The 21,508-nt window shown below is 65.4% G+C and carries 24 protein-coding genes; 10 read left to right on the forward strand and 14 right to left on the reverse strand.

Annotated features, from left to right (window positions below):
* Positions 1-122 precede the first annotated feature (122 nt).
* On the forward strand, positions 123-683 hold the full coding sequence (locus XH92_RS08825) for a DUF4112 domain-containing protein (protein ID WP_194458865.1): 561 nt from the start codon (positions 123-125) through the stop codon (positions 681-683).
* Positions 684-806: 123 nt separating this feature from the next.
* Here XH92_RS08825 and XH92_RS08830 read toward each other — a convergent pair whose 3' ends face one another.
* The 6 genes from XH92_RS08830 to XH92_RS08855 all read right to left on the reverse strand — a co-directional run bounded on the left by XH92_RS08830 (position 807) and on the right by XH92_RS08855 (position 4,733).
* Positions 807-1,097: a hypothetical protein gene (locus XH92_RS08830; RefSeq protein ID WP_016844322.1), complete on the reverse strand. Its 291-nt coding sequence runs from the start codon at positions 1,095-1,097 to the stop codon at positions 807-809.
* Between the two features lie 221 nt (positions 1,098-1,318).
* A complete protein-coding gene (locus XH92_RS08835) occupies positions 1,319-1,483 on the reverse strand; it encodes a DUF3309 family protein (protein ID WP_194458866.1) in 165 nt (54 codons plus the stop codon).
* 137 nt (positions 1,484-1,620) lie between these two features.
* A complete protein-coding gene (locus tag XH92_RS08840) occupies positions 1,621-1,998 on the reverse strand; it encodes a hypothetical protein (protein WP_246788341.1) in 378 nt (125 codons plus the stop codon).
* Between the two features lie 171 nt (positions 1,999-2,169).
* Positions 2,170-2,583 (reverse strand): peptide-methionine (R)-S-oxide reductase MsrB, encoded by a 414-nt coding sequence (gene msrB / locus XH92_RS08845; RefSeq protein WP_194458867.1) that lies wholly within the window; start codon positions 2,581-2,583, stop codon positions 2,170-2,172.
* Between the two features lie 21 nt (positions 2,584-2,604).
* Positions 2,605-3,321: a peptide-methionine (S)-S-oxide reductase MsrA gene (msrA, locus tag XH92_RS08850; RefSeq protein ID WP_194458868.1), complete on the reverse strand. Its 717-nt coding sequence runs from the start codon at positions 3,319-3,321 to the stop codon at positions 2,605-2,607.
* A 302-nt stretch (positions 3,322-3,623) separates the two neighbouring features.
* Complete coding sequence (locus XH92_RS08855; protein WP_194458869.1) at positions 3,624-4,733, reverse strand: ATP-dependent RecD-like DNA helicase; 1,110 nt, start codon at positions 4,731-4,733, stop codon at positions 3,624-3,626.
* Between the two features lie 218 nt (positions 4,734-4,951).
* Here XH92_RS08855 and XH92_RS08860 point away from each other — a divergent pair, with 218 nt between their 5' ends.
* From XH92_RS08860 to XH92_RS08890, 7 genes are all read left to right on the forward strand, one after another.
* Positions 4,952-6,157, forward strand: a complete 1,206-nt coding sequence (locus tag XH92_RS08860) for an LLM class flavin-dependent oxidoreductase (protein ID WP_194458870.1) — start codon at positions 4,952-4,954, stop codon at positions 6,155-6,157.
* Between the two features lie 215 nt (positions 6,158-6,372).
* Positions 6,373-7,323: an aliphatic sulfonate ABC transporter substrate-binding protein gene (locus tag XH92_RS08865; RefSeq protein ID WP_194458871.1), complete on the forward strand. Its 951-nt coding sequence runs from the start codon at positions 6,373-6,375 to the stop codon at positions 7,321-7,323.
* A 40-nt stretch (positions 7,324-7,363) separates the two neighbouring features.
* Positions 7,364-8,317 carry a sulfonate ABC transporter substrate-binding protein gene (locus XH92_RS08870; RefSeq protein ID WP_194458872.1) on the forward strand — a complete coding sequence of 318 codons (954 nt, stop codon included), beginning with the start codon at positions 7,364-7,366 and terminating at the stop codon, positions 8,315-8,317.
* Positions 8,299-9,480: an FMNH2-dependent alkanesulfonate monooxygenase gene (ssuD, locus tag XH92_RS08875; protein WP_194458873.1), complete on the forward strand. Its 1,182-nt coding sequence runs from the start codon at positions 8,299-8,301 to the stop codon at positions 9,478-9,480. The genes XH92_RS08870 and ssuD overlap by 19 nt, the downstream gene beginning before the upstream one ends.
* Positions 9,477-10,283, forward strand: a complete 807-nt coding sequence (locus XH92_RS08880; RefSeq protein ID WP_194458874.1) for an ABC transporter permease subunit — start codon at positions 9,477-9,479, stop codon at positions 10,281-10,283. The genes ssuD and XH92_RS08880 overlap by 4 nt, the downstream gene beginning before the upstream one ends.
* 8 nt (positions 10,284-10,291) lie before the next feature.
* Positions 10,292-11,137: an ATP-binding cassette domain-containing protein gene (locus tag XH92_RS08885; RefSeq protein ID WP_194461181.1), complete on the forward strand. Its 846-nt coding sequence runs from the start codon at positions 10,292-10,294 to the stop codon at positions 11,135-11,137.
* A gap of 7 nt (positions 11,138-11,144) precedes the next feature.
* Positions 11,145-11,735: a flavin reductase family protein gene (locus tag XH92_RS08890; protein WP_194458875.1), complete on the forward strand. Its 591-nt coding sequence runs from the start codon at positions 11,145-11,147 to the stop codon at positions 11,733-11,735.
* Between the two features lie 26 nt (positions 11,736-11,761).
* On the opposite strand, the gene XH92_RS08895 is transcribed toward XH92_RS08890, so the two are convergent.
* Complete coding sequence (locus XH92_RS08895) at positions 11,762-12,139, reverse strand: hypothetical protein (RefSeq protein WP_194458876.1); 378 nt, start codon at positions 12,137-12,139, stop codon at positions 11,762-11,764.
* A 271-nt stretch (positions 12,140-12,410) separates the two neighbouring features.
* Here XH92_RS08895 and XH92_RS08900 point away from each other — a divergent pair, with 271 nt between their 5' ends.
* Positions 12,411-12,566 carry a hypothetical protein gene (locus tag XH92_RS08900; RefSeq protein ID WP_172803616.1) on the forward strand — a complete coding sequence of 52 codons (156 nt, stop codon included), beginning with the start codon at positions 12,411-12,413 and terminating at the stop codon, positions 12,564-12,566.
* A gap of 43 nt (positions 12,567-12,609) precedes the next feature.
* On the opposite strand, the gene XH92_RS08905 is transcribed toward XH92_RS08900, so the two are convergent.
* The 6 genes from XH92_RS08905 to XH92_RS08930 form a co-directional block, all read right to left on the reverse strand.
* Positions 12,610-13,995, reverse strand: coding sequence for a sigma-54-dependent Fis family transcriptional regulator (locus XH92_RS08905; protein WP_194458877.1), 1,386 nt, complete (start codon positions 13,993-13,995; stop codon positions 12,610-12,612).
* Between the two features lie 56 nt (positions 13,996-14,051).
* Complete coding sequence (gene fliN, locus XH92_RS08910; protein ID WP_050631817.1) at positions 14,052-14,402, reverse strand: flagellar motor switch protein FliN; 351 nt, start codon at positions 14,400-14,402, stop codon at positions 14,052-14,054.
* A 20-nt stretch (positions 14,403-14,422) separates the two neighbouring features.
* Positions 14,423-15,046 carry a FliH/SctL family protein gene (locus XH92_RS08915; protein WP_194458878.1) on the reverse strand — a complete coding sequence of 208 codons (624 nt, stop codon included), beginning with the start codon at positions 15,044-15,046 and terminating at the stop codon, positions 14,423-14,425.
* Complete coding sequence (fliG, locus tag XH92_RS08920; RefSeq protein ID WP_194458879.1) at positions 15,046-16,131, reverse strand: flagellar motor switch protein FliG; 1,086 nt, start codon at positions 16,129-16,131, stop codon at positions 15,046-15,048. The genes XH92_RS08915 and fliG overlap by 1 nt, the downstream gene beginning before the upstream one ends.
* Before the next feature lies 1 nt (position 16,132).
* Positions 16,133-17,707 carry a flagellar basal-body MS-ring/collar protein FliF gene (fliF, locus tag XH92_RS08925; protein ID WP_371818070.1) on the reverse strand — a complete coding sequence of 525 codons (1,575 nt, stop codon included), beginning with the start codon at positions 17,705-17,707 and terminating at the stop codon, positions 16,133-16,135.
* A 228-nt stretch (positions 17,708-17,935) separates the two neighbouring features.
* Positions 17,936-18,211, reverse strand: a complete 276-nt coding sequence (locus XH92_RS08930; protein WP_002714638.1) for a DUF1153 domain-containing protein — start codon at positions 18,209-18,211, stop codon at positions 17,936-17,938.
* A gap of 592 nt (positions 18,212-18,803) precedes the next feature.
* On the opposite strand from XH92_RS08930, the gene XH92_RS08935 reads away from it, so the two are divergent.
* The gene (locus tag XH92_RS08935; RefSeq protein ID WP_194458881.1) at positions 18,804-19,583 is read left to right on the forward strand and encodes an alpha/beta fold hydrolase; all 780 of its coding nucleotides are present in this window, start codon (positions 18,804-18,806) and stop codon (positions 19,581-19,583) included.
* Between the two features lie 196 nt (positions 19,584-19,779).
* Here XH92_RS08935 and XH92_RS08940 read toward each other — a convergent pair whose 3' ends face one another.
* Entirely contained in the window at positions 19,780-21,387 is a 1,608-nt protein-coding gene (locus XH92_RS08940) for a hypothetical protein (RefSeq protein WP_194458882.1), read from the reverse strand.
* Between the last annotated feature and the right edge of the window lie 121 nt (positions 21,388-21,508).

Genomic DNA, 21,508 nt, shown 5'->3' on the forward strand with positions numbered 1-21,508 from the left:
TCGCCGCCGCTGTGGCTTGACGCCGCCGGCGGCGCACGGCAGGTGATGCGGCTTGAACGGCCATGAAGGTGACACAGTGGTAATGTGACGCAACTTGAACCACCTGCCCGCGTTACCATGTGATGGCCATGCCCGAGGACGACATCTTCACCCCCCACGCCACGCGATCGCGGCCGCCCTTCGGCGGGGCGCAGGCGCGCGGCAAGGTCATCGATCAGGACGGGCGCGAGCTCGGCGATGGCCCGCTGCATCCGCAGTTCCAAGGTTTTCAGGGAGCCTTTCAGGACGGCTTCCGCTTCGACTTCCGCAACTCCACCGCCAACCCGTTCGGCAATCTGACGCGCGAGGAGCGGCTGCAGCGGCTGGAGATGATCGCAAAGCTGCTGGACGTTGCCTTCGTCGTGCCGGGCACCAATGTCCGCTACGGCATCGACGGGCTGGTCGGCCTGATCCCGGTGGTCGGCGATCTCATCACCACGGCGATCTCGCTGTGGCTGGTGCGCGAGGCCCGCTTGTTGGGCGCGCCGTGGCACATCACGGCGCGGATGCTCGCCAATGTCGCGGTCGACGGCGTGGTCGGCATGGTGCCGGTGGCGGGCGATGCCTTCGACGTCATGTTCCGGGCCAACATCCGCAATGTGCGGATGCTGCGGCGCTGGCTCGACAAGCAGCCGAGACTTTAGGGCGAATAATCCGGAAAAGTGTGCTGCGGTTTTCCGATCAGATTATTCGCCAGAAAGACTCGTCCAAAACAAAAGCCCCCGGATCGGTCCGAGGGCTTTTCGTTGAGTGAGGAGCAGGAAAGCTTATGCGGCGTCGGCGTCGGTCTGGCTGGCGGCGGGGCGCGGACGGCGCGGCAGCGGGAACGCCTCGCTCTCATAGAGCGAGCGGATGCCGTTCTGGTCGAACCGGGCTTCCTCGACCTGCAGATAGGCGCCGTTCAGCGAATCCGCCGGCAGCTGCTCCATCGCGAACTGCACGGCCTCGGCAGCAGTGCCGAAACGGCGGTAGGCGAAGCCCGCCCGCTTCTTCTTGCGGATCGCGGCAGGAAACAGTTCGGCAGACGTATTGTAGTTGAACGGACGCAGGGGACGCATGGTCGACGACCTCTTGTGTTCTTGTCAGTTGGCGTGGCGCAAGGGATTTGGGGGACGGCGGCCTGTACTTGGCGGCGCCGTACATGTCATTTCGATCCCTAATATAGGCCTCTTTGACAAAAATGCGACCCCAGAAGCGGCCCCGGCAGAGCACATGCTGAATCCGCGCATGGCACCGCGTCCGGTCAAATAAGTCCATTTATTTCAATGGCTTACGACTCTCAAATCTTGTCAAGCAAGGCCAGGATCGCGACCACGATCAAAATCACCCCGAAAAGGCCCATTCCGGAGTGGCCGAGACCATAGCCATAGCCGCGGATCCGGCCGCTATAGCCGCCCAGCAGGACGATCAGCAAGACGATGATGAGGATCAGTCCAAGCGACATGACGCCCTCCTCAGAACAGGCGGCAGCCGCGCGGCGAGACGCCTACGGCCCCGCAGTTCCGGATCAAAGCACATTCCGGGGCGCGAGTCGTTAAGGCGCTCTGCCAATCACGAGGATGTTGTTGGCCGCTCCGGCGGCTATTTCTTGCCTTCGTCGATCGGCAGCACCTTCAGCGGGGTCGGATAGGGCTCGACCCGCAGCGAGTCGCTGGCGATCAGGCCGATCTTGTGCAGCGGCGCCTGTTCGAGATCGCCGGAAGCGGATTTGTGCACCGCGTACTGCCAGACGCTCATCGAGCCCTTGGCGACCAGCATCTTGGCGATGCCGCCGGCATTCTGGCCATCGATCTCAGCGAGATCGGCATCCGTCATGCCGATGACGATTTCGTCCTTGGCGGTGATGACCTTGAACAGAGAGATCTTGTCGGCGGCGAACGCAGGCCCGCTGACCGCGCCTGCCATGATGGCGCCGGCAAGACCGAGACCGAATAAAAGCTTTCCAGAAATCGGTGACATCAAAATTTCCTTGTGTTGAGGCGCGCGGAAGGACGGCCGCGCCAAAACAAAACCCCGCGCGACCGGTTCTTGGTCGCACGGGGCGGATCAAACGTTCGACGGGAAATCGGGATATTTGCCGGACCCGCCATCGTCAGCACAGGCGGCAAGCCCGCGCGTGACGCATTGCCGCTACTTCTTCTCGTTCAGCTTCAGCGCCGCCGAGTTGATGCAGTAGCGCAGGCCGGTCGGGCCGGGGCCGTCGTTGAAGACATGGCCGAGATGGCCGTCGCATTTCGAGCACAGCACCTCGGTGCGAATCATGCCGTGGCTCATGTCGCGCTCCTCGTCGACATGGCTCTCGGCCGCGGGCTTGGAGAAGCTCGGCCAGCCGCAGCCGGAATCGAACTTCTGGTCGGACTCGAACAGCGTCTGGCCGCAGCCGGCGCAGACATAGGTGCCCTTGCGGGGATCATGCTCGTATTCGCCGGTGAAGGGGCGTTCGGTGGCCTTCTCGCGCAGCACGGCGTACTGCATCGGCGTCAATTCCTTGCGCCACTCGGCCTCGCTCTTGCGGACCTTGCCGTCGGTTTTGGTATCGGACATTCAACCTCCTTTGCGAGATGCTCAGTTGGTGACCTTGGTGCTGCTCACCAGCGTCGGCTTCTCGATGTAGTTCTCCGCGAAGATCTTCTTCAGGTTCTCGACCTTCGGGATGTCGTTATACGCAATATAGGGTTGGTTCGGGTGCAGCGTCAGATAGTCCTGGTGGTAGCCCTCCGCCGGATAGAACGCCTCCAGCGCGCCGACCTTGGTGACGATCGGCTTCTTGTACACCTTGGCCGCGTTGAGCTGGGCGATATAGGCATCCGCCACCTTCTTCTGCTCGTCGCTGGTGGTGAAGATCGCCGAGCGATATTGCGTGCCGGAGTCCGGGCCCTGGCGGTTCAGCTGGGTCGGGTCGTGCACGACCGAGAAGAAGATCTGCAGGATCTTGCCGTAGGAGATCTTCTGCGGGTCGTACTTGATCTCGACCGACTCGGCATGGCCGGTGCTGCCGGTCGAGACCTTCTCGTAGTCGGCATTCGCCTTGCTGCCGCCGGAGTAGCCGGACACCGCGCTGACGATGCCGGCGGTGTGCTGGAACACGCCCTGCACACCCCAGAAGCAGCCGCCGGCGAGCACCGCGGTTTTGATGCCGGTTTCCGGCGCGCTCGCGGCCGGCGCCGGGATGATCACGGCGTCCTCGGCGGCAAGCGAGGGCGCAACGGCAAAAGCTGTGACGGCCAGCGCGCCGATCGCGGCGGCGCAAAGCGAGAGGCGGCTGAGGGAGCTTTTGGGCATGGGTTCCTCGTGGGATCGCAAGTGGGGGCCAGTCTAGAGCGGGAGCCGGCATTAGGAAATCGGGCCGGGCTGCTCCGACGCTTCAAAATACGGGCGAGGGGGCGTTTTGTTACGGCGCCGGCCACACGGTTTCGTGAGGGAAATGCCGGTCATTCAAGGGGGTAGGCATCCGTCATCCTGAGGAGCCGCGGAGCGGCGTCTCGAAGGATGCACGGCCCGGCTGGTGGCCGATTCATCCTTCGAGGCTCGCTTCGCTCGCACCTCAGGATGACGGGTCTGTGGAAGTGCGGCCTGCGGGACTTTCACACCACGATGCTGAGCCGCTTCGCCGCCCGCGTGATGCCCGTGTACAGCCACCTCGCGCGCGAGTCCTGGAACGCAAAGCTCTCGTCGAACAGCACGACGTCGTCCCACTGCGAGCCCTGCGACTTGTGCACGGTCAGCACGTAGCCGTAGTCGAACTCGTCATAGGGCTTGCGCTGCTCCCACGGCACGCCCTCGACGCCACCGTCGAAGCATTCGCCGCGCACCGAGACCTTGGTGACCTTGTAGCCGAAATCCTCGTCGGGCATCACGCGCATGGTGATGATCTTGGATTTCGACTGCGCGCGCGCCTTGACCCGCCACAGCCCGCCGTTGAACAGGCCCTTCTTGCGGTTGTTGCGCAGGCAGACCAGCTTGTCGCCGGCGACCGGCAGCGGATCCTCGATGTTCAGCCGCTGCCGCACCCGCATGTTGTAGGCGCGGCGGGTGTTGTTGCGGCCGACCAGCACCTGGTCGGCGCTCATCACGCGATCCGGATCGAGCTCCTTGCGCGAGACCACCTCGCTCTCGCCATGGCGGCCGATCTCGAGCTCGCGGCCCTCGCGGATATCCATCGACATCCGCACGATCGGATCGTCCTGCGCCTGGCGGTGCACCTCGGTCAGCATCGCGTCCGGCTCGGCGTCGGTGAAGAAGCCGCCGCCCTGGATCGGCGGCAATTGCGCGGGATCGCCGAGCACCAACAGCGGGCAGTCGAACGACATCAAATCGCGGCCGAGCTCGGCGTCGACCATCGAGCATTCGTCGATCACGATCAGCTTCGCCTTTGACGCCGGCGCGTCGTCCCAGAGTTCGAAGCTCGGCTGCTCGACGCCGGACTCGCGGGCGCGGTAGATCAGCGAATGGATCGTGGAGGCGCTGTCGCAACCCTTGTTGCGCATCACGAGCGCTGCCTTGCCGGTGAAGGCCGCGAACTTCACCTCGCCGTCGACGCCCTCGGCGATGTGGCGGGCGAGCGTGGTCTTGCCGGTTCCGGCATAGCCGAACAGGCGGAACACCGGCGGCGTGCCGCCCTGGCCGGGCTTGGCTTTGAGCCAGTCGGCAACGGCTTTCAGCGCGGAATCCTGATGCGGCGTAAAGGTGGTCATGAGCTTTCGGAGGGGTGAGCGCGCGATCAATAACGCCGCGACTCAGACCATGACAAGCTAACCATTCGTGCGTTCCAATCAAGCGTGCTTCCGCTGCGCGGAATAGGGGTTTCGCCCCCGAGGCTAGACTTGGTCCGGGCCGCCACTAGACTGCCTGAAAACAACAAGCGGTCGGGACCACAACAAGTGGCCAAGGACCCGACCTTGGGAGTGACGCCATGAAATTCGGCATTTTCTATGAGCTGCAACTGCCGCGCCCCTGGAACGACGGCGACGAGCTCCGCCTCTACCAGAACGCGCTGACGCAATTGGAGACCGCTGACCGGCTCAACTACGATTACGCCTGGGTCGTCGAGCATCATTTCCTCGAGGAATATTCGCACTCGCCGGCGCCGGAATCCTTCCTCGCCGCTGCGAGCCAGCGGACCAAGAACATCCGGCTCGGCCACGGCATCTTCCAGCTCACTACCAATCATCCCGCGCGCGTCGCCGAGCGGGTCGCGGTGCTCGATCTGCTCAGTAACGGCCGCTGCGAGTTCGGCATGGGCGAAAGCGCCTCGATCACCGAGCTGACGCCGTTCGGCCGCGACATGGAGACCAAGCGCGAGGTGTTCGAGGAGGCGGTCCAAGCGATCTTCCCGATGTTCACCAAGGTCGGCACCGAGCATCACGGCAAGTATTTCGATATCCCGCTGCGCAATGTCGTGCCGAAGCCGGTGCAGAAGCCGCATCCGCCGCTCTGGATGGCGTGCTCGCAGTTGCCGACGATCGAACGCGCCGGGCAGAACGGCTTTGGCGCGCTCGGCTTCCAGTTCGTCAGCGCCGAGGCGGCGCATGCCTGGGTGCACGCCTATTACAACGCGATCACCAAGCGGCTGAAGAAGCTCGCCGACTACGAGATCAATCCCAACATGGCGCTGGTCTCGTTCTTCATGTGCGCCGAGACGGATGAAGAGGCGCGCCGGCGCGCCGACGGCGCGACCTTCTTCCAATTCGCGCTGCGTTATTACGGCCAGGCGCAGAACCGGCAGCGCCCGGCACCCGGCACCGTCAATATGTGGGACGAGTACAACAAGTGGAAGCGCGAGAATCCGGAGGCGCAGGAGGCTGCGCTGCGCGGCGGCCTGATCGGCTCACCTGAAACATTGCGCAAGAAGCTGCGGCGCTTCCGCGCCTCGCATATCGATCAGGTGATCCTGCTCAACCAGGCCGGCAAGAACACGCATGAGCATATCTGCGAGTCGCTCGAATTGTTCGGGAAAGAGGTGATGCCGGAGTTCCAGCACGATCCCGAGCACGATGCCTGGAAGAAGGGCGTGCTCGACGGCTCGATCCAGCTCGAGGAGATCGACACCCAGGCATTCTCGGATCGCTATGGTAAACTCGCGGTCAATGTCGGCCCGAAGACCGCAGCCGCGGGCTGATCGATTCCTGCGCAGCGACCTCGCGATCGCGTGAAGAAAATAATTCGCTACGCGCGACCTGCGCCTTGAACGAAACGGCACGCGCGATGCCTGCACCGAAGTGCAGGCATCGCTATTTTTGTGCGGTGCTCGACAGCTTCATTCGCGCGCCCCATCATCCTGACAATTCATGATCGCGCGTTGAGACACGCGCTTGATCGTCAGGAGTTTTTGGAATGAAGCGTCGTGAGTTCCTCCAGCTGTCGCTCGCTACAGCCGCCTCCGTTGCGCTGTCACGGAATGCGCAGGCGCAAGCGGACGCGAAGGAAATTCGTATCGGCTACCAGAAGAACGGCGTGCTCGTCATCACGCGCCAGCGCGAAGCCTTGGAAAATCATTTCAAGCCGCAGGGCATCAGCGTGAAATGGGTCGAGTTCTCTTCGGGTCCGCCGATGATGGAGGCGATGAATGTCGGCAGCGTCGATTACGGCGCGGTCGGCGATTCCCCGCCGATCTTCGCGCAGGCCGCGGGCGCGGCCATTGTGTACGCCGCGGCTCAGCCCATCATGAACGGCTCGGGCATCCTGGTGCCGCAGAATTCGGCAATCAAGGACATCGCCGAGCTCAAGGGCAAGCGCGTCGGGTTCACCAAGGGATCCAGCGCGCATAACGTCGTGATCCAGACGCTGGAGAAGGCCGGGCTCACTTACGACGACATCACGCCGGTCTACCTGACGCCACCGGACGCCGGCCCCGCTTTTGCCAATGGCGGCATCGATGCCTGGGCGATCTGGGATCCGTACTTTGCAATCGGCGAGACCAGGCAGAACGGCCGCATTCTGGTCAACAGCCGCGACGTCACCAAGACCAACGCGTTCTACATCGCCAACCGCGACTTCGCGCGGAATCGCGGTGCGATCCTGCAGCAGATCGTCGATGTCACGGCATCGACGGCGAAATGGGCAGAGGCGCATCCCGATGACGTCGCGAAATCGCTGGCCGCGGTCACCGGCGTGCCGCTGGATATCCAGACCATCGCGGCAAAGCGCGCCGGCTTCTCGGTCGGCCCCGTGACCGACGACATCATCGCGACCCAGCAGGGCGTCGCCGATCGCTTCTTCAAGCTTGGCCTGATTCCGAAACAGATCGCGATCCGCGACATCGTCTGGCGCAACCCCCAGACCTGATCGGCGTGCGTTTGGTCATTTCAATGCAGAGGAATTTCCCATGACGCGTTTGTTCCGGCGCTGGGTCGCCCGCGCGGTGCTGTCGGTCAGCATCGTCGCCGCCACAGTCGGCGCCTCTTACGGCCAGGAGAAGGTCGTCCGCATCGGCTATCAGAAATACGGCAAGCTGGTGCTGCTGAAGAGCAAGGGCTCGCTCGAGGAGAAGCTGAAGTCGGCCGGCTATAAGGTGGCGTGGACCGAGTTTCCGTCCGGGCCGCCGCTGCTCGAAGCGCTCAATGTCGGCGCGATCGATTTCGGCAACACCGGCGAGGCGCCGCCGATCTTCGCGCAGGCTGCCGGAGCGCCGATCCAGTACGTTGCCTACGAGCCGCCGGCGCCGAAGGGCGAGGCGATCCTGGTGCCGAAGGACAGCCCGATCAAGTCGGTCACTGACCTCAGAGGCAAGAAGATCGCGCTGAACAAGGGCTCCAACGTCCACTACCTCCTGGTGAAGGCGTTGGAGAAAGCCGGCGTCAAATATTCCGAGATCGAGCCGGTGTTCCTGGCGCCGGCCGACGCGCGTGCGGTGTTCGAGCGCGGTGCGGTCGATGCCTGGGTGATCTGGGATCCGTTCCAGGCCGCAGCCGAAGCTGCGACCGGCGCCCGCACCGTTGTCGACGGCACCGGCGTCGTCGCCAACTATCAGTTCTACTTCGCCTCGAGGAAGTTTCTGCAGGCCGATGCGAAGATCGTCGAGCTCGTGCTGGCGCAACTGGGCGAGGTCGATGACTGGGCCAAGGGCGATATCCACGCCGTCGCCGAGCAGCTGGCGCCGAGCATCGGCCTGTCGGTGCCGGTGGTCGAGGTCGCGTTGAAGCGGCAGGCCTACGGCATCAAGCCGGTCACCGACAGCGTGATCGCGGATCAACAACAGGTCGCCGACGCGTTCTTTGCGCTCGGCCTGATCCCCAAACAAATCAAGATTTCCGACGTCGCATGGAGGCCGGGCACGTGAGCACCCCAACCAACGCCAACATCCTCTGGTTCCTGCCGACCCACGGCGACAGCCGTTATCTCGGCACGTCGATCGGCGGCCGCGAGGTAAACTTCAACTATCTGCGCCAGATCGCGCAGGCCGCCGATCAGCTCGGCTATTACGGCGTGCTGCTGCCGACCGGGCGTAGCTGCGAGGACTCCTGGGTGGTGGCGTCAGCCGTCGCGCCTTGGACCGAGCGCCTGCGCTATCTCGTGGCGGTCCGGCCCGGCCTGCAGTCGCCGAGCGTCGCCGCCCGCATGACAGCGACTTTGGACCGGCTGTCGAACGGCCGTCTGCTGATCAACGTCGTCACCGGCGGCGATCCGATCGAGAACAAGGGCGACGGCATCTTCCTCGATCACGACGAGCGCTACGCGGTGACGCGCGAGTTCCTCAACGTCTACAGCGACCTCTTGGCCGGCAAGACGGTCAATGTCGAAGGCAAGCACATCCGGATCGAGGACGGCCGCCTGCTGTTCAATCCGGTGCAGTCGCCGCGGCCGCCGCTCTATTTCGGCGGCTCGTCGGACGCCGGCATCGACGTCGCGGTCGACACCGTCGACAAATACCTGACCTGGGGCGAGCCGCCGGCGCAGGTCGCCGAGAAGATCGCCAAGGTGAAAGCCGTTGCGGCGCAGCGCGGCCGCAAGCTCTCGTTCGGCATCCGCCTGCACGTGATCGTGCGCGAGACCAATGCGGAGGCTTGGAAGGCCGCCGACGAATTGATCCAGTACGTCACCGACGACACCATTGCCACCGCCCAGAAGATCTTCTCCCGGATGGATTCGGTCGGCCAGCAGCGTATGGCGCAGCTGCATGGCGGACGGCGCGACAAGCTCGAGATCAGCCCGAACCTCTGGGCCGGCGTTGGCCTCGTGCGCGGCGGCGCCGGCACTGCGCTGGTCGGCGATCCCGAGACCGTCGCCGCCCGGATCAAGGAGTACCAGGACGTCGGCGTCGATACCTTCATCATGTCGGGCTATCCGCACCTCGAGGAAGCCTATCGCTTCGCCGAGCTGGTGTTCCCGCTGCTTTCGCTCGAACACGGCAACAACGTGACGCCGATCCGGGTCAACACCGGGCCGTTCGGCGAGACCATCGGCAACGAATTCCGTCCGCAGAAGCAGGCATCGCAATCATGAGTCTCATTGACAGTCTTCCGGGCGTCGGCGCGCCCAAGCTACCGAAGGTCGACGGCCTGATCCCCTGGATCGTGCCGCTCGCGATCGTGCTGGTCTGGCAGCTCGCCTGCGTCACCGGTTTCGTGCCCTCGCGGGTGTTGCCCGCGCCGACCGACGTCGCGCTCGCCGGCTGGAAGCTGCTGCTCTCGGGCGAACTGGTTCGCAACATCTGGGTCAGCTTCTGGCGCGCCTCGATCGGCTTTGTGATCGGCGGCGGCATCGGCTTTGCCTTCGGCCTTGCCAACGGGCTGTCGCAGCTGTCGGCGAAGCTGACCGACACCACGCTGCAGATGGTGCGCAACATCCCGCATCTGGCGCTGATCCCACTCGTCATCCTGTGGTTCGGCATCGACGAGTCGGCGAAGCTCTTTCTCGTGGCGCTCGGCGTGTTCTTCCCGATCTATCTCAACACGCTGCATGGCATCCGCACCGTCGATCCGCAGCTGATCGAGATGGGCCGCATCTACGGAATGACCGATGGCGAGCTGTTCCGCCGGGTGATCTTCCCGGGCGCGCTGCCCTCGATCTTCGTCGGACTGCGCTTTGCGCTCGGCATCATGTGGCTGACCCTGATCGTCGCCGAGACCATCGCGGCCTCGTCGGGCCTCGGCTACATGGCGATGCAGGCGCGCGAGTTCATGCTGATCGACGTCGTCGTGCTCTCGATCCTGATCTACGCCCTGCTCGGCAAGCTAGCCGACAGCGCCTCGCGGGCGCTGGAGCGGCTGACCCTGTCGTGGCACCCCGCCTTCCAGAAGAAGTGAGAATGAGAATGCAAGAAGCGCTTCGTTTCCAGTCTGTCGATGCCGAGCCGGTCGACCGTGCCGACATCGTCGCGAAGCCGCGGCATTTGCGGCGCGTCGCGGAAGGGCCGGCCCGCGGTCTGTCGCTGACCATCCGCGGCCTGCGCAAGGCGTTCGGCGACAATGAGGTGCTGCGCGGCATCGACCTGCACATCCCCGCCGGCCAGTTCGTCGCGATCGTCGGCCGCAGCGGCTGCGGTAAGAGCACGCTGCTGCGCCTGATCGCCGGCCTCGACGCGCCGACGGCGGGCAGCATCGCCTTCGGTGAGGAACCCCGGGCGCAGGACGTCCGCGTCATGTTCCAGGAGCCGCGCCTGCTGCCCTGGGCGCGGGTGCTGTCCAATGTCGAGGTCGGGCTGGGACGCGAGCGCGCGTCGGCGGATGCGCAGGCGCGCGCCGAGCGGGCGCTGGTCGAGGTCGGCCTCGGCGACAAGCGCCGAGAGTGGCCCTCGGTGCTGTCAGGTGGCCAGAAGCAGCGCGTGGCGCTGGCGCGGGCGCTGGTCAGCCAGCCGCGCGTGCTGGCGTTCGACGAGCCGCTCGGCGCGCTCGATGCGCTGACCCGCATTTCGATGCAGCAATTGCTGGAGCGCGTCTGGCGCGACCAGGGCTTTACCGCGATCCTGGTGACGCACGATGTTGCCGAGGCGGTCGCGCTCGCCGACCGCGTGCTGGTCATCGAGGACGGCCGGATCGCCGAGGATGTCACGATCGACCTGCCACGGCCGCGCCGACGCGGCTCGGCCGAGCTCGCCGCGCTGGAGGGCGAGATCCTGAAGCACCTGCTCGAGGGCAGCGAAGACACATCCGATCTGTGAGGTCGCTATGAATTCCGTCGTCCGCAATGTTTCGATCGAGCCCGCGGTAGCGGCCGATGAATTCCGTGGCGCGATGCGCCATCTCACCGGCGGCGTCAGCGTCATCACCGCCGGCCGCGGCAAGGAGATCTCGGGAATGACGGTGACGTCGGTGTCGTCGCTGTCGGTCGAGCCGCCGTCACTGATCGTCAGCATCAACCGCGCTGCCTCCTCGTGGCCGCTGATCGCGCGCCACGGCGTGTTCGGCGTCAACATCCTGACCGCGGATCAGCTCGACATCGCCGAGCGCTTTACCGGCAAGGGCGGCCTGAAGGGGGCAGAGCGCTTCACCGGGGCCGAATGGACGACGCGGGCCTCGGGCGTGCCGCTATTGGTCGGAGCGCTGGCGGCGATCGACTGCGAGGTCGAGGAGGTCATCGAGCGCCATTCGCACGCGATCGTCATCGGTCGCGTGCTCGACGTGATCGCATCGGAACGCACCGCCGCGCTGGCGTATTGGCACGGCGAATATGTCGCGATCGACCGTAACGAAGACGCCGCGCGGCTGGCCGAGGTCAGCCTGCCGTCACGTCACGTCCACGCCCGGAGCGCGCGCTAGCGCGCTCTGCTGGGCCGGATCGGCCGTCAGATGACTGCGCTCAGCGACGCCGGGCTGTCGATGATCACAGTGCTGCCGCGGACGCCACCCCATACGGCCTGGATGGTCTGAGCCGCATTGTCCAGCGGAATGCCGACGACGAGCGTGGTCGGGATACGGCCAAAGCTCGACGGGGTCTCGTTATAGGTGAAGCTCGCGACGACAGGCGAGACCTTGCCATTGATGGTGACGCCGAACATGCCGCCCGGAATATCGGTGCCGGTGGCGTAGGGATTCGGAACGTTGAGCGTAATGATCGCGGTGGTGCCGACGCCCTCCGGGATCGTCAGGCTGAGGCCTTGTATCGGGGTGAAAGTGCCGGAGTTGGTGGACAGGGTGCCGGCGGTCTGCGCGTAAAGGGCCATATCACTCTCCAGTTGTCGAAATATAAAAGCGCAATAGGAGATTGAATAAGGCAACTGGCCGCAAGATTCAAGCGATCAGCGGCGAAGCCGGCCGGCGCGGCATGTTGGCCGTGGCGCTTGCGCGGCAAGCACACTAAAGCGCGATGAGATTGGGTCGAATCGGCATCGCGCTTTAGCTCCTTGTTTGAGCATGATCTTGTCGGAAAGCCGCTTCACACTTTTCCGGATCATGCTCTAAAAGCCGCAGATGTATTGGAGACGTGACGGTTTGATGAAGCGCGTGGGAACCTGGCTGTTCTACCTCGTCGGCGCAATCGCCGTCGCTTATCTTGCGCTCTATGCCTATGTGACGTTCACCGGCCGCGACATCACGCCGGGCGATCCGATCCGGATCTTCCGCAAGCCCGACGCGCCCAACTATTCGTGAGGCCGGGCAAGCGGCGGAGCCTTCTCCGCCGCTTTTCTTTTTCTCAGCCGGCGCTCGCCATGCGCTGATAATCCGGCGCGCCGTTGCCGGCCGGGGTGATCGGGATGCCGCCGTCGGCATATTCGTTCAGCTTGTTGCGCAGCGTGCGGATCGAGATGCCGAGGATGTTGGCGGCATGGGTGCGGTTGCCGAGGCAATGCTTCAGCGTTTCCAGGATCAAATCGCGTTCGACGTCGGCGACGGTGCGGCCGACCAGCGCGCGGGTGACCTGCTCGGCGGCCAGCGTGGCGTGCGCGACCGCGGGTACGGTCTTGGCAAGGTCGAGACGGTCGCCATCCGGGGTCAGGATCGCGTCGGCACCGATCTCGTCGCCCTGCGCCATCAGGACCGAGCGATGGATGGTGTTCTCGAGCTCGCGGACGTTGCCCTGCCAGCGGTTGGCGGTCAGGACACGGCGAGCCTCGGTCGAGATCGGGCGGACCGGAAGGCCGTTGGCCTCGGCGTATTTCTTGGCGAAATGCTGCGCCAATTCGAGGATGTCGGCCGGACGATCGCGCAGCGGCGGGATCTTCAGGTTGACGACGTTGAGGCGGAACAGCAGGTCCTCGCGGAAAGTGCCTTCGCGCACCGCCTCCGACAGGTTGCGGTTCGAGGTCGCGATGATCCGGATGTCCACCGGGACCGGCTTGGTGCCGCCGACGCGGTCGATCACGCGCTCCTGGATCGCGCGCAATAGTTTCGATTGGAGACGGACATCCATCTCGGAGATTTCGTCGAGCAGCAGCGTGCCGCCGGTCGCTTCCTCGAACTTGCCGATGCGGCGCGCCACCGCGCCGGTGAAGGCGCCCTTCTCATGGCCGAACAGCTCGGATTCCAACAGGTGCTCCGGGATCGCCGCGCAGTTGATCGAGATGAACGGCCGCTTGGCGCGGGCCGAACGGGAATGGACATAGCGCGCCAGCACTTCCTTGCCGGTGCCGGACTCGCCGGTGATCATCACGGAGGCGTCGGAGCCCGCGATCTGCTGCGCGAGCTTGATCACCCGACCCATCGCCTCGTCGCGCCAGATCAGGTCGCGGGCATCGTTGGCGACCGCGGCCAGCACCGCTGCGATCAGCTCGGGGTCAGGCGGCAGCGGGATGTATTCCTTGGCGCCGGCATGGATCGCGGCGACGGCGGCGCGGGCATCGTTGGAGATGCCGCAGGCGACGATCGGGACGTGGATGTGCTCGGCCTCGAGCCGCATCACGAGGTCGCGGATGTCGAGGCCGACATCGACCAGCAGGAGGTCGGCGCCCTTGCCGCCGCGCAGCACGTTCATCGCCTGCTCGGCGGCCTCGGCGTGGGTCACCGAGGCGCCGTTGTCCATCGCGATCTTGGTCGCGGTCGTGAGCTGGCCCTTCAGGGTGCCAACGATGAGAAGCCGCATGATGATCTCCTGTTCGTCTGGTCGCGCAGGTTCCGCGCGCTACCGCCTGAGTTCGTTTAAGAGCGTTCTGCCTTGATGATTTCGGTCATGGTCACGCCGAGCTTGTCTTCCACCAGCACCACTTCGCCACGCGCCACCAGGCGGTTGTTGACGTAGATGTCGATCGCCTCGCCAACGCGGCGGTCGAGTTCGAGCACGGTGCCCGGTCCGAGCTTCAGGAGGTCGCCGACGTCCATCTTGGAGCGGCCGAGCACGGCAGAGACCTGCACCGGCACGTCGAACACGGCCTCGAGATCGGCCGCGATCCGCGCGGCATTTTCGTCCTCGTTGTAGCCGATGTCGTCGATCCCGGGCGCGTCGGCGGCGTTGAGATCGGGAAGCGGGACTTGGGTGTCGGTGTCGCTCATGGTTCAGCCCTCAATCGCCTTCAGCCTGCCTCGCCGCGGGACGCCAGATAGCGCCCGACGAGTTCGTTGATCTTGCCTTCGATCGCGGCGCGCTCCAGCACCACGCCGCCGTCGGCCCATTCGATCCGGCAGTCGCCGGTCGCAATCGTGGGCTCTGCCAGGATCACCAGCCGGCCCTGGAAGCCGGAATGCGCCGCCATCTGCTCGATATTGTGATGCGCCGCCTCGTACAGCGCGTCATTGATGCGGACCACGAGATGCGGGGTTGCCACCAGATGCGAAAAGCAGTCGGAGACCAGCGCGGTGATCTCGCCGAGCGGCTCGCGCGCGATCAGTTCGGCGCAGAGCTTGCGGGCGACCGCGACCGCGACATCGACGGCCTCGGTCTCCATCCGCGTCTCGATGCCGGCGAAGCGCGCGGCGATGCCCTTGATCGCGGCGCCGATCTCTTCCAGCGCCTGCGCCGCGCGGCGGTCGCTCTCGACCTTGGCCTCGCGCAGCGCGGCCTCGTAGCCGGCGCGATAGGCCCGAGCCTCGGCGTCGGCGACCTTCTGGGCGACCTCGGCCGGCGTCGGCGCGCGCTCGCGCGAACGGTCCGGCGCCGAGAAGTCGGTGTCGAACAGGAATTTTGCTGGGGCGGCCATCAGTACACCAGCTCGTCGTCGGCGCGGTTCTTGGTCAGGGTGATCTCGCCGCGCGCGGCGAGATCCTTGGCGAGGTTGACCAGCAGCGCCTGGGCCTCGTCGACGTCGCGCAGCCGCACCGGGCCCATCGCGGCCATGTCGTCCATCAGCATCTTGCCGGCGCGGGAAGACATGTTGCCGAGGAAGAAGCTGCGCACCTCCTCGTTGGCGCTCTTCAGCGCGACGCCCAGCTTGTCCTTGTCGATGTTGCGCATCAGCGTTTGGGCCGAGGCGGAATCGAGCTTGATCAGATCGTCGAAGGTGAACATCAGCGCCTTGATACGCTCGGCAGATTCGCGGTTCTCTTCTTCCAGCGAGGTGATGAAGCGGGTCTCGGTCTGGCGGTCGAAATTGTTGAAGATCTCGGCCATCACCTCATGGGCGTCGCGGCGGCGGGTCTGCGACAGGTTCGACATGAACTCGGTGCGAAGCGTCTGCTCGACGCGCTCGATCACTTCCTTCTGCACCGCCTCCATCCGCAGCATGCGGCCGACCACGTCGAGCGCGATGTCCTCGGGCAGGATCGCGAGCACGCGCGCGGCGTGCTCCGGCTTCAGTTTCGACAGCACCACGGCGATGGTCTGCGGGTATTCGTTCTTGAGGTAGTTGGCGAGCACCTCTTCCTGCACGTTGGAGAGCTTCTCCCACATGTTGCGGCCGGCGGGGCCGCGGATCTCGTCCATGATGCCGGTGACGCGCTCGGCCGGCAAATATTGCTGCAGCAGCCGTTCGGTGGCGTCGAAATTGCCCATCAGCGCGCCGGAGGCCGACATCCGCGACACGAATTCCAGCATCAGGTCCTCGACCACGTCGGCCTCGACGGTGCCGAGCGTCGACATGTGGACCGACAGCTCGCGGACCTCCTCGTCGTCGAGCATCGACCAGATCTTGCCGCCATACTGCTCGCCGAGCGCGAGCATCAGGATCGCGGCGCGCTTGGGGCCGGGCAGTGGCTTGCCCTTGGGCCGGGCGCCTTGCCGGGTCGCCAGCGTCGAGAGGACGGTGGCGATGTCGTTGGCGTTGGTGGTCTGGGGTACGGCGGCCATGTCAGTTCTCTACCGGCTCGCTCAGCCATTGACGGACGATGGAGACGGTCTCGTTCGGATTGCGCTCGGCGAGTTCGCCGACCCGGTGCACGGCCTGGGCGTGGACCTGGCCCTGGATCTGGGCGACGTCGATCAGTTGCGCCGCGCCGCTGCCGCTCGGGATCAGCGCCTGGCCGGTTGCTCCGGCGCTCTCGGCATGGGCTTCGGCCAGCGCGGGCACGCCGGCGCCGGCCAGCGACGGAATGACGTCGGCCGCCACGATGCGCTTGACCAGCGGACGGACCACCATGAACAGCACGACGAGGCCGAGCATCATCATGACGCCGAGCTCGATGACGTACATCACGTCGTCCTTGGTGAATTGCAGCATGCCGAGCAGGCCGGTCGGCTCCGCGATCGGCTGCGCGGCGGGCGGCTCGGCGAAGCGCAGGTTGACGACCTCGACCTGGTCGCCGCGCTTCTGGTCGAAGCCGATCGCGGAACGGACCAGAGCGGCGATGCGGTCGAGCTGCTCCTTGCTGCGGTCCTGGTAGACCATCTCGCCTTTTTCATTCTTGGAGTAGGCGCCGTCGACCAGCACCGCGACCGAGATGCGGTTGACGCGCCCGGCCTCGGTCACCTCGGTCTTGGTGGTGCGGGAAATCTCGTAATTGTTGGTTTCCTCGCTCTTCTTGCTCTGGTCGCGGGCGCGGACGGCGTTGTCCTGGTTCTGGTTGCCCGGCAGCTCGTTGTTGACGGTGACCTGGCCGGAGTTGTCGGCAGTGGCGCTACTTTCCTCGCGGGTCTGGGTCGAGCGCAGCACCCTTCCTTCGGGGTCGAACTTGTCCGAGGTCTGGGTGATCTTGTTGTAGTCGAAGTCGGCGGAGAGCTGGACGCGGGCCCGCCCGGCGCCGACCACCGAGGAGACGATGTCCTCGACCTGCTTGCGCATCCGCTTCTCGAAGGCGGCGCGGCGCTCGTCGCCGACCGCGGCATCGGCATCGGACTGGGCGCCGTCGGCGAGCAGCTGGCCGGCCTCGTCGACGATCGAGACCCGCTGCGGCTTCAGCCCGTTGACGGCGGAGGCGACGACGTGGCGGATCGCCTTGATCTGCTGCGGCTCCAGCGCGCCGCGCACCCTGAGCACGATCGAGGCCGACGGTTCCGGCGTCTCGCGCGAGAACAGCGGCTTTTCCGGCAGCACGAGGTGGACGCGCGCGGCCTGGACGCGGTCGATGGCGCGGATGGTGCGGGCGAGCTCGCCCTCCAGCGCGCGCAGATGATTGATGTTCTGGACGAAGCTCGTGGTGCCGAGCGCGTCCGACTTGTCGAAGATCTCGTAGCCGACGCCGCCGCCCTTGGGCATGCCGCCCTCGGCGAGCTTCATCCGCAGCCGCGTCACCTTGTCCTTCGGCACCATGATCGCGGCGCCGTCATTGCGCAGCTCGAACGGGATCGCCTGGCGTTCCAGCTCCTTGATAATGGCCGAGGAATCCTCGGTCGACAGGTCGGTGAAGAGGGTGGTCATCTGTGGCGTGGTGACGCGCATGATGACGAACGCGAAGAAGCCGATCAGGGCCGCGGTGACCGCAACCATGGCCGCGAGGCGGGCCGCACCTAGACCTCTGAAGAAAGCAACCAGACTTTGCACCAACGGCCCCCAGGGATTCGGCCCAAGCGGGTCCGACTGGGCAAATATTGCCTAGGGTATGGTTTCCATATGGTTAACGAAGGTTAAGAACCGCGGCAAAAACGCGGACATGAAAAAAACCGGCTTCGCAAAGCGAGGCCGGTTTTCGTCAAATGCCACAGGATCGGCGCGGACTTACTGCCGATATTGCTGAATGCGGGTGGTGCGCAGCCCGGCCAGACCATGCTGGTCGATCGAGAACTGCCAGGAAAGGAACTCGTCGACGGTCAACGTGTAGCGGCTGCAGGCCTCCTCGAGGGAGAGCAGGCCGCCGCGGACCGCAGCGACAACTTCGGCCTTGCGGCGGATGACCCACCGTTTGGTACCGGGGGCCGGCAAATCCGCAATCGTTAACGGGCTGCCGTCAGGCCCGATGACGTATTTCACCCTCGGGCGATGGGGTTCTGTCATGGCGTACTCACAAACTCTCAACCACTGAACTCGCGAGTGGTAACCTACGCCCACCGGTTTAAAATTTGCCTAAGCCCAAGGCTTCAATACGATTCTCGTTGGACGGGCCGGGAACAGGGGGCTGGATTGGGTGCCGGATGCCCTGCGCGATCTGCTTTCGTCAGGCTGCTGAGCAAGCGGCACCCCTCTCCCTAACCCTCCCCCGCATCCGCCTTCGCCTAAAGGCTTCGGCGGACAAGAGGGGGGAGGGAACCCTCCCACCTATCCGTCCCTCACATTCTTTACGTCCAATTCCCGCGCAATGAGTCCATGCAAGGTGAGGTGAGCACGCTAGTCAGGCTCCCTCCCCCCTTGTGGGGGAGGGTGGGGCGAGGGGTAAGCCCCGGGCGAGATGATCGATCGGAGCCTCGCTCGCGCAATCACGGCTGCGCGCCACGTAACGTGAACGATCGTCGAGCATCCCACTCGTTCAACTATCCTTGATCGGCTCAGCCTCACCGCGCGTAACCACGCGCCGTTACCTGCGTAGGAGAGATTGTCCGCTCACTGAGTGTGGGCGCGCTTCTCCCATCACTCCATCCGAGCCCTTGCCATGATGATGAACAGACGCACTTTCTCGACCGCCTTGCTTGCCGGCGCGGCAGCTTCGCTGGTGTCCTCGCGCGGCGGCGCCGCAGCCCCGCCGCCGGTGCGGGCGCGCAACGTCGTGCTGGTGCATGGCCTGTTCGCCGACGGCTCGTGCTGGTCCGAGGTCATTCCGCGCCTGCAGGCCGCGGGGCTCAATGTGACGTCGGTGCAAAATCCGCTGACCACGCTGCCGGAAGCGGTCGCCTCGGCGCAGCGTGTGCTCGATCGCCAGGATGGTCCGACGGTCCTGGTCGGCCATTCCTTCTCCGGCATGATCGTCACCGAGGCCGGCGTGCATCCGAATGTTTCGGCGCTGGTCTATGTCGCCGCGCGCGCGCCCGATGCGGACGAGGACTACACCGCGCTGGCCAAAACCTATCCGACGCCGCCTGCGAGCGCCGGCATCGTGTTCGACGGTGACGAGGGCCGGCTGAGCGAAGCCGCGTTCCTGCGCGACTTCGCCGGCGACATCCCGGAAGCGAAGGCAAAGGTGCTCTATGCCGTGCAGCAACCGTTCCACAAGCAATTGCTGGCAGGCAAGACCAGCCACGCGGCCTGGCGCAGCAAGCCGAGCTACTACGCGGTCTCGACCGAGGACCGCACCATCAATCCGGATCTCGAGCGCTTCATGGCCAAACGGATGGGCGCCACCACGATCGAGGTGAAGGCCAGTCATCTCGCGCTGATCTCGCAGCCCGAGCCGATCGCGCGGCTGATCCTCGCCGCCGCGGGCCGCTCGGAGTGATTGTCGGCGGGAAGCGCTAAGGCCGCGGGCTTGCTTCTTCGCCTCGCCCCGCGTGCGGGGAGAGGCCGGAATGCATCGTAGATGCATTCCGGGTGAGGGGGAGCCTCCGCAGGCTCAGCTATCACCGTATTCGCGGAGATGGCCCCTCACCCCAACCCTCTCCCCGTAAGAACGGGGAGAGGGAGTACAGCGTCGCCTACAGAATATGCGCGCCGTGGCCGTTGAGAATGCCGTGATCGCCAGTGAGCGGGATCAGGTCATGCGCAACGGCATCGACGTCGACCGGCGCGCTCGCCGTATTGCCTGAGGCAATATTGCCGGACAGCGCATGGCTGAGGTTGGGGCCGCCGAGCAGATTGCCCACCAGCCCATCCGTCCCGGTGCCACCGAGCGAGGCAATGCTGAGCGGGCTGCTGCCAGTCAGCGCGCCGAGATCGAGCAGATGCGGCCCGCTCGCACCGACATCGACGGCGTTGACCTCGACGGTGTGATGATCGCCCGAGGTCGGCGCGGCGAGGATGTCGATCACTTGTCCGTTCGGCTGGTCCGGACCAACGTCGAGCGTGACGAGATGCCCGCTGTTCGGGTTGCCGAGGCTGCCGACGATGCCGCCCAGCAGGCCGCCGTCGCCGGCATTGTTCCCGCCATTCACGGTCGCGAGCGGCAAGCTCTGCAGGTCGTGGCCGAGACTCTGGATCAGGTTGTCGACCGGATTGGTCGCGTCGTCCTTGCCATTGACCACACCGGTCAACAGATCGGACGGCACGGCATCTACCGCATGCACGGTATCGGTGAGATCGGCGCCGAGATGCGTCACGACGTCGGGGGTGTGACCGGCCAGAACCTCGCTCGGCGTATTGAGCAGATCGGTCAGCAGGTTCGAGTGCCCGTCGGCAGCGGGCGTGGCGCCGAGCTGTCCAAGTCCGGCGGTGCCGGCGAGGTTGGTGACGGCGTGAACCGCGTTGTCCAGCCCGGCCTCGTGTCCGATCGTGGTCAGAAGACCGCTGGTGTCGGATGCGGCGGCGTTGACCGCGTTCAGCACCGGTTGCAGCAGCCCGTCCTGGCCGGCCAGCGCCAGGCCGCTGTTCTGGCCGAGGCCGGCCGGCACGGCGCCGGTCGCATTCACCGCGTCGGTGAGATCGGTGCCGAGATTGGTCAAGGCGTCGGCGGCGTGGCCTGCCAGGACTTCACCGGGCGTGTTGAGCAGGTCGGTCAGGAGATTGGAGTGCCCGTCGGCGGCAGGCGCGGCGCCAAGCTGCCCGAGCCCGACTGTGCCGGCGAGGCCGGTGACGTCGTGGACCGTGCTGGCCAGTCCGGCCTGCTGCCCGATCGAGGTGAGAGGACCGCCCGCGTTGGACGCGGCGGCATTGATCGGGTTCAGCACGGGCTGCAGCAGCCCGTCCTGTCCGGCGAGCACCAGGCCGTTCTCGAGGCCGGGCAATCCGCCGCTTCCGGAGCCGCTTCCGGAGCCGCCGCCTGACGATGTGCCGCCGCCTGACGTGCCGCCACCCGACGAGCCGTCGCCGCTTCCCGACCCACCACCGCCCGACGTGCCGCCGGCAGAGCTACCAGCGCCCGATGCACCGGAGCCGTTGCCTGAGCTGCCGGAGCCGCTACTCGACGCGCCGGAACCCGATGACCCCGTCATGCCGCCCGATGCGGAGCCGCCTCCACCATCCGCGCCGCCACCGCTCGCCGATTGTCCTGATGATCCGGAGCCGCTTGATCCGGACGAATTGTCTCCGGAGGCGCCGCCCTGTCCCATGGCCAAATACTGATCAGCATACGCATTCGGGTCGCTCATGTGGTTTGTCTCCGTGTTGCGTCTAACCGGAGCAAAAACCGACGCTTGAACGGAATGGTTGCGCCGCGAATGCACGCGTGCCGGAACGTGGCAAACAGCCGATGTCCGGCACGATTCAAAT

The sequence above is a fragment of the Bradyrhizobium sp. CCBAU 53421 genome (assembly GCF_015291625.1).
Lineage (GTDB): Bacteria > Pseudomonadota > Alphaproteobacteria > Rhizobiales > Xanthobacteraceae > Bradyrhizobium.

Coding starts and splice junctions, on each gene's coding strand:
- fliN (WP_050631817.1), bottom strand. CDS start 14,402: ATGAGCGACACCGACACCCAAGTCCCGCTTCCCGATCTCAACGCCGCC.
- XH92_RS08940 (WP_194458882.1), bottom strand. CDS start 21,387: ATGAGCGACCCGAATGCGTATGCTGATCAGTATTTGGCCATGGGACAG.
- XH92_RS08880 (WP_194458874.1), top strand. CDS start 9,477: ATGAGTCTCATTGACAGTCTTCCGGGCGTCGGCGCGCCCAAGCTACCG.
- XH92_RS08885 (WP_194461181.1), top strand. CDS start 10,292: ATGCAAGAAGCGCTTCGTTTCCAGTCTGTCGATGCCGAGCCGGTCGAC.
- XH92_RS08835 (WP_194458866.1), bottom strand. CDS start 1,483: ATGTCGCTTGGACTGATCCTCATCATCGTCTTGCTGATCGTCCTGCTG.
- fliF (WP_371818070.1), bottom strand. CDS start 17,707: ATGGTTGCGGTCACCGCGGCCCTGATCGGCTTCTTCGCGTTCGTCATC.
- XH92_RS08870 (WP_194458872.1), top strand. CDS start 7,364: ATGACGCGTTTGTTCCGGCGCTGGGTCGCCCGCGCGGTGCTGTCGGTC.
- XH92_RS08930 (WP_002714638.1), bottom strand. CDS start 18,211: ATGACAGAACCCCATCGCCCGAGGGTGAAATACGTCATCGGGCCTGAC.
- XH92_RS08865 (WP_194458871.1), top strand. CDS start 6,373: ATGAAGCGTCGTGAGTTCCTCCAGCTGTCGCTCGCTACAGCCGCCTCC.
- XH92_RS08890 (WP_194458875.1), top strand. CDS start 11,145: ATGAATTCCGTCGTCCGCAATGTTTCGATCGAGCCCGCGGTAGCGGCC.
- XH92_RS08895 (WP_194458876.1), bottom strand. CDS start 12,139: ATGGCCCTTTACGCGCAGACCGCCGGCACCCTGTCCACCAACTCCGGC.
- ssuD (WP_194458873.1), top strand. CDS start 8,299: ATGGAGGCCGGGCACGTGAGCACCCCAACCAACGCCAACATCCTCTGG.
- XH92_RS08825 (WP_194458865.1), top strand. CDS start 123: ATGGCCATGCCCGAGGACGACATCTTCACCCCCCACGCCACGCGATCG.
- XH92_RS08935 (WP_194458881.1), top strand. CDS start 18,804: ATGATGATGAACAGACGCACTTTCTCGACCGCCTTGCTTGCCGGCGCG.
- XH92_RS08830 (WP_016844322.1), bottom strand. CDS start 1,097: ATGCGTCCCCTGCGTCCGTTCAACTACAATACGTCTGCCGAACTGTTT.
- XH92_RS08900 (WP_172803616.1), top strand. CDS start 12,411: ATGAAGCGCGTGGGAACCTGGCTGTTCTACCTCGTCGGCGCAATCGCC.
- XH92_RS08860 (WP_194458870.1), top strand. CDS start 4,952: ATGAAATTCGGCATTTTCTATGAGCTGCAACTGCCGCGCCCCTGGAAC.
- XH92_RS08855 (WP_194458869.1), bottom strand. CDS start 4,733: ATGACCACCTTTACGCCGCATCAGGATTCCGCGCTGAAAGCCGTTGCC.
- msrA (WP_194458868.1), bottom strand. CDS start 3,321: ATGCCCAAAAGCTCCCTCAGCCGCCTCTCGCTTTGCGCCGCCGCGATC.
- fliG (WP_194458879.1), bottom strand. CDS start 16,131: ATGGCCGCCGTACCCCAGACCACCAACGCCAACGACATCGCCACCGTC.
- XH92_RS08840 (WP_246788341.1), bottom strand. CDS start 1,998: ATGTCACCGATTTCTGGAAAGCTTTTATTCGGTCTCGGTCTTGCCGGC.
- XH92_RS08905 (WP_194458877.1), bottom strand. CDS start 13,995: ATGCGGCTTCTCATCGTTGGCACCCTGAAGGGCCAGCTCACGACCGCG.
- XH92_RS08915 (WP_194458878.1), bottom strand. CDS start 15,046: ATGGCCGCCCCAGCAAAATTCCTGTTCGACACCGACTTCTCGGCGCCG.
- msrB (WP_194458867.1), bottom strand. CDS start 2,583: ATGTCCGATACCAAAACCGACGGCAAGGTCCGCAAGAGCGAGGCCGAG.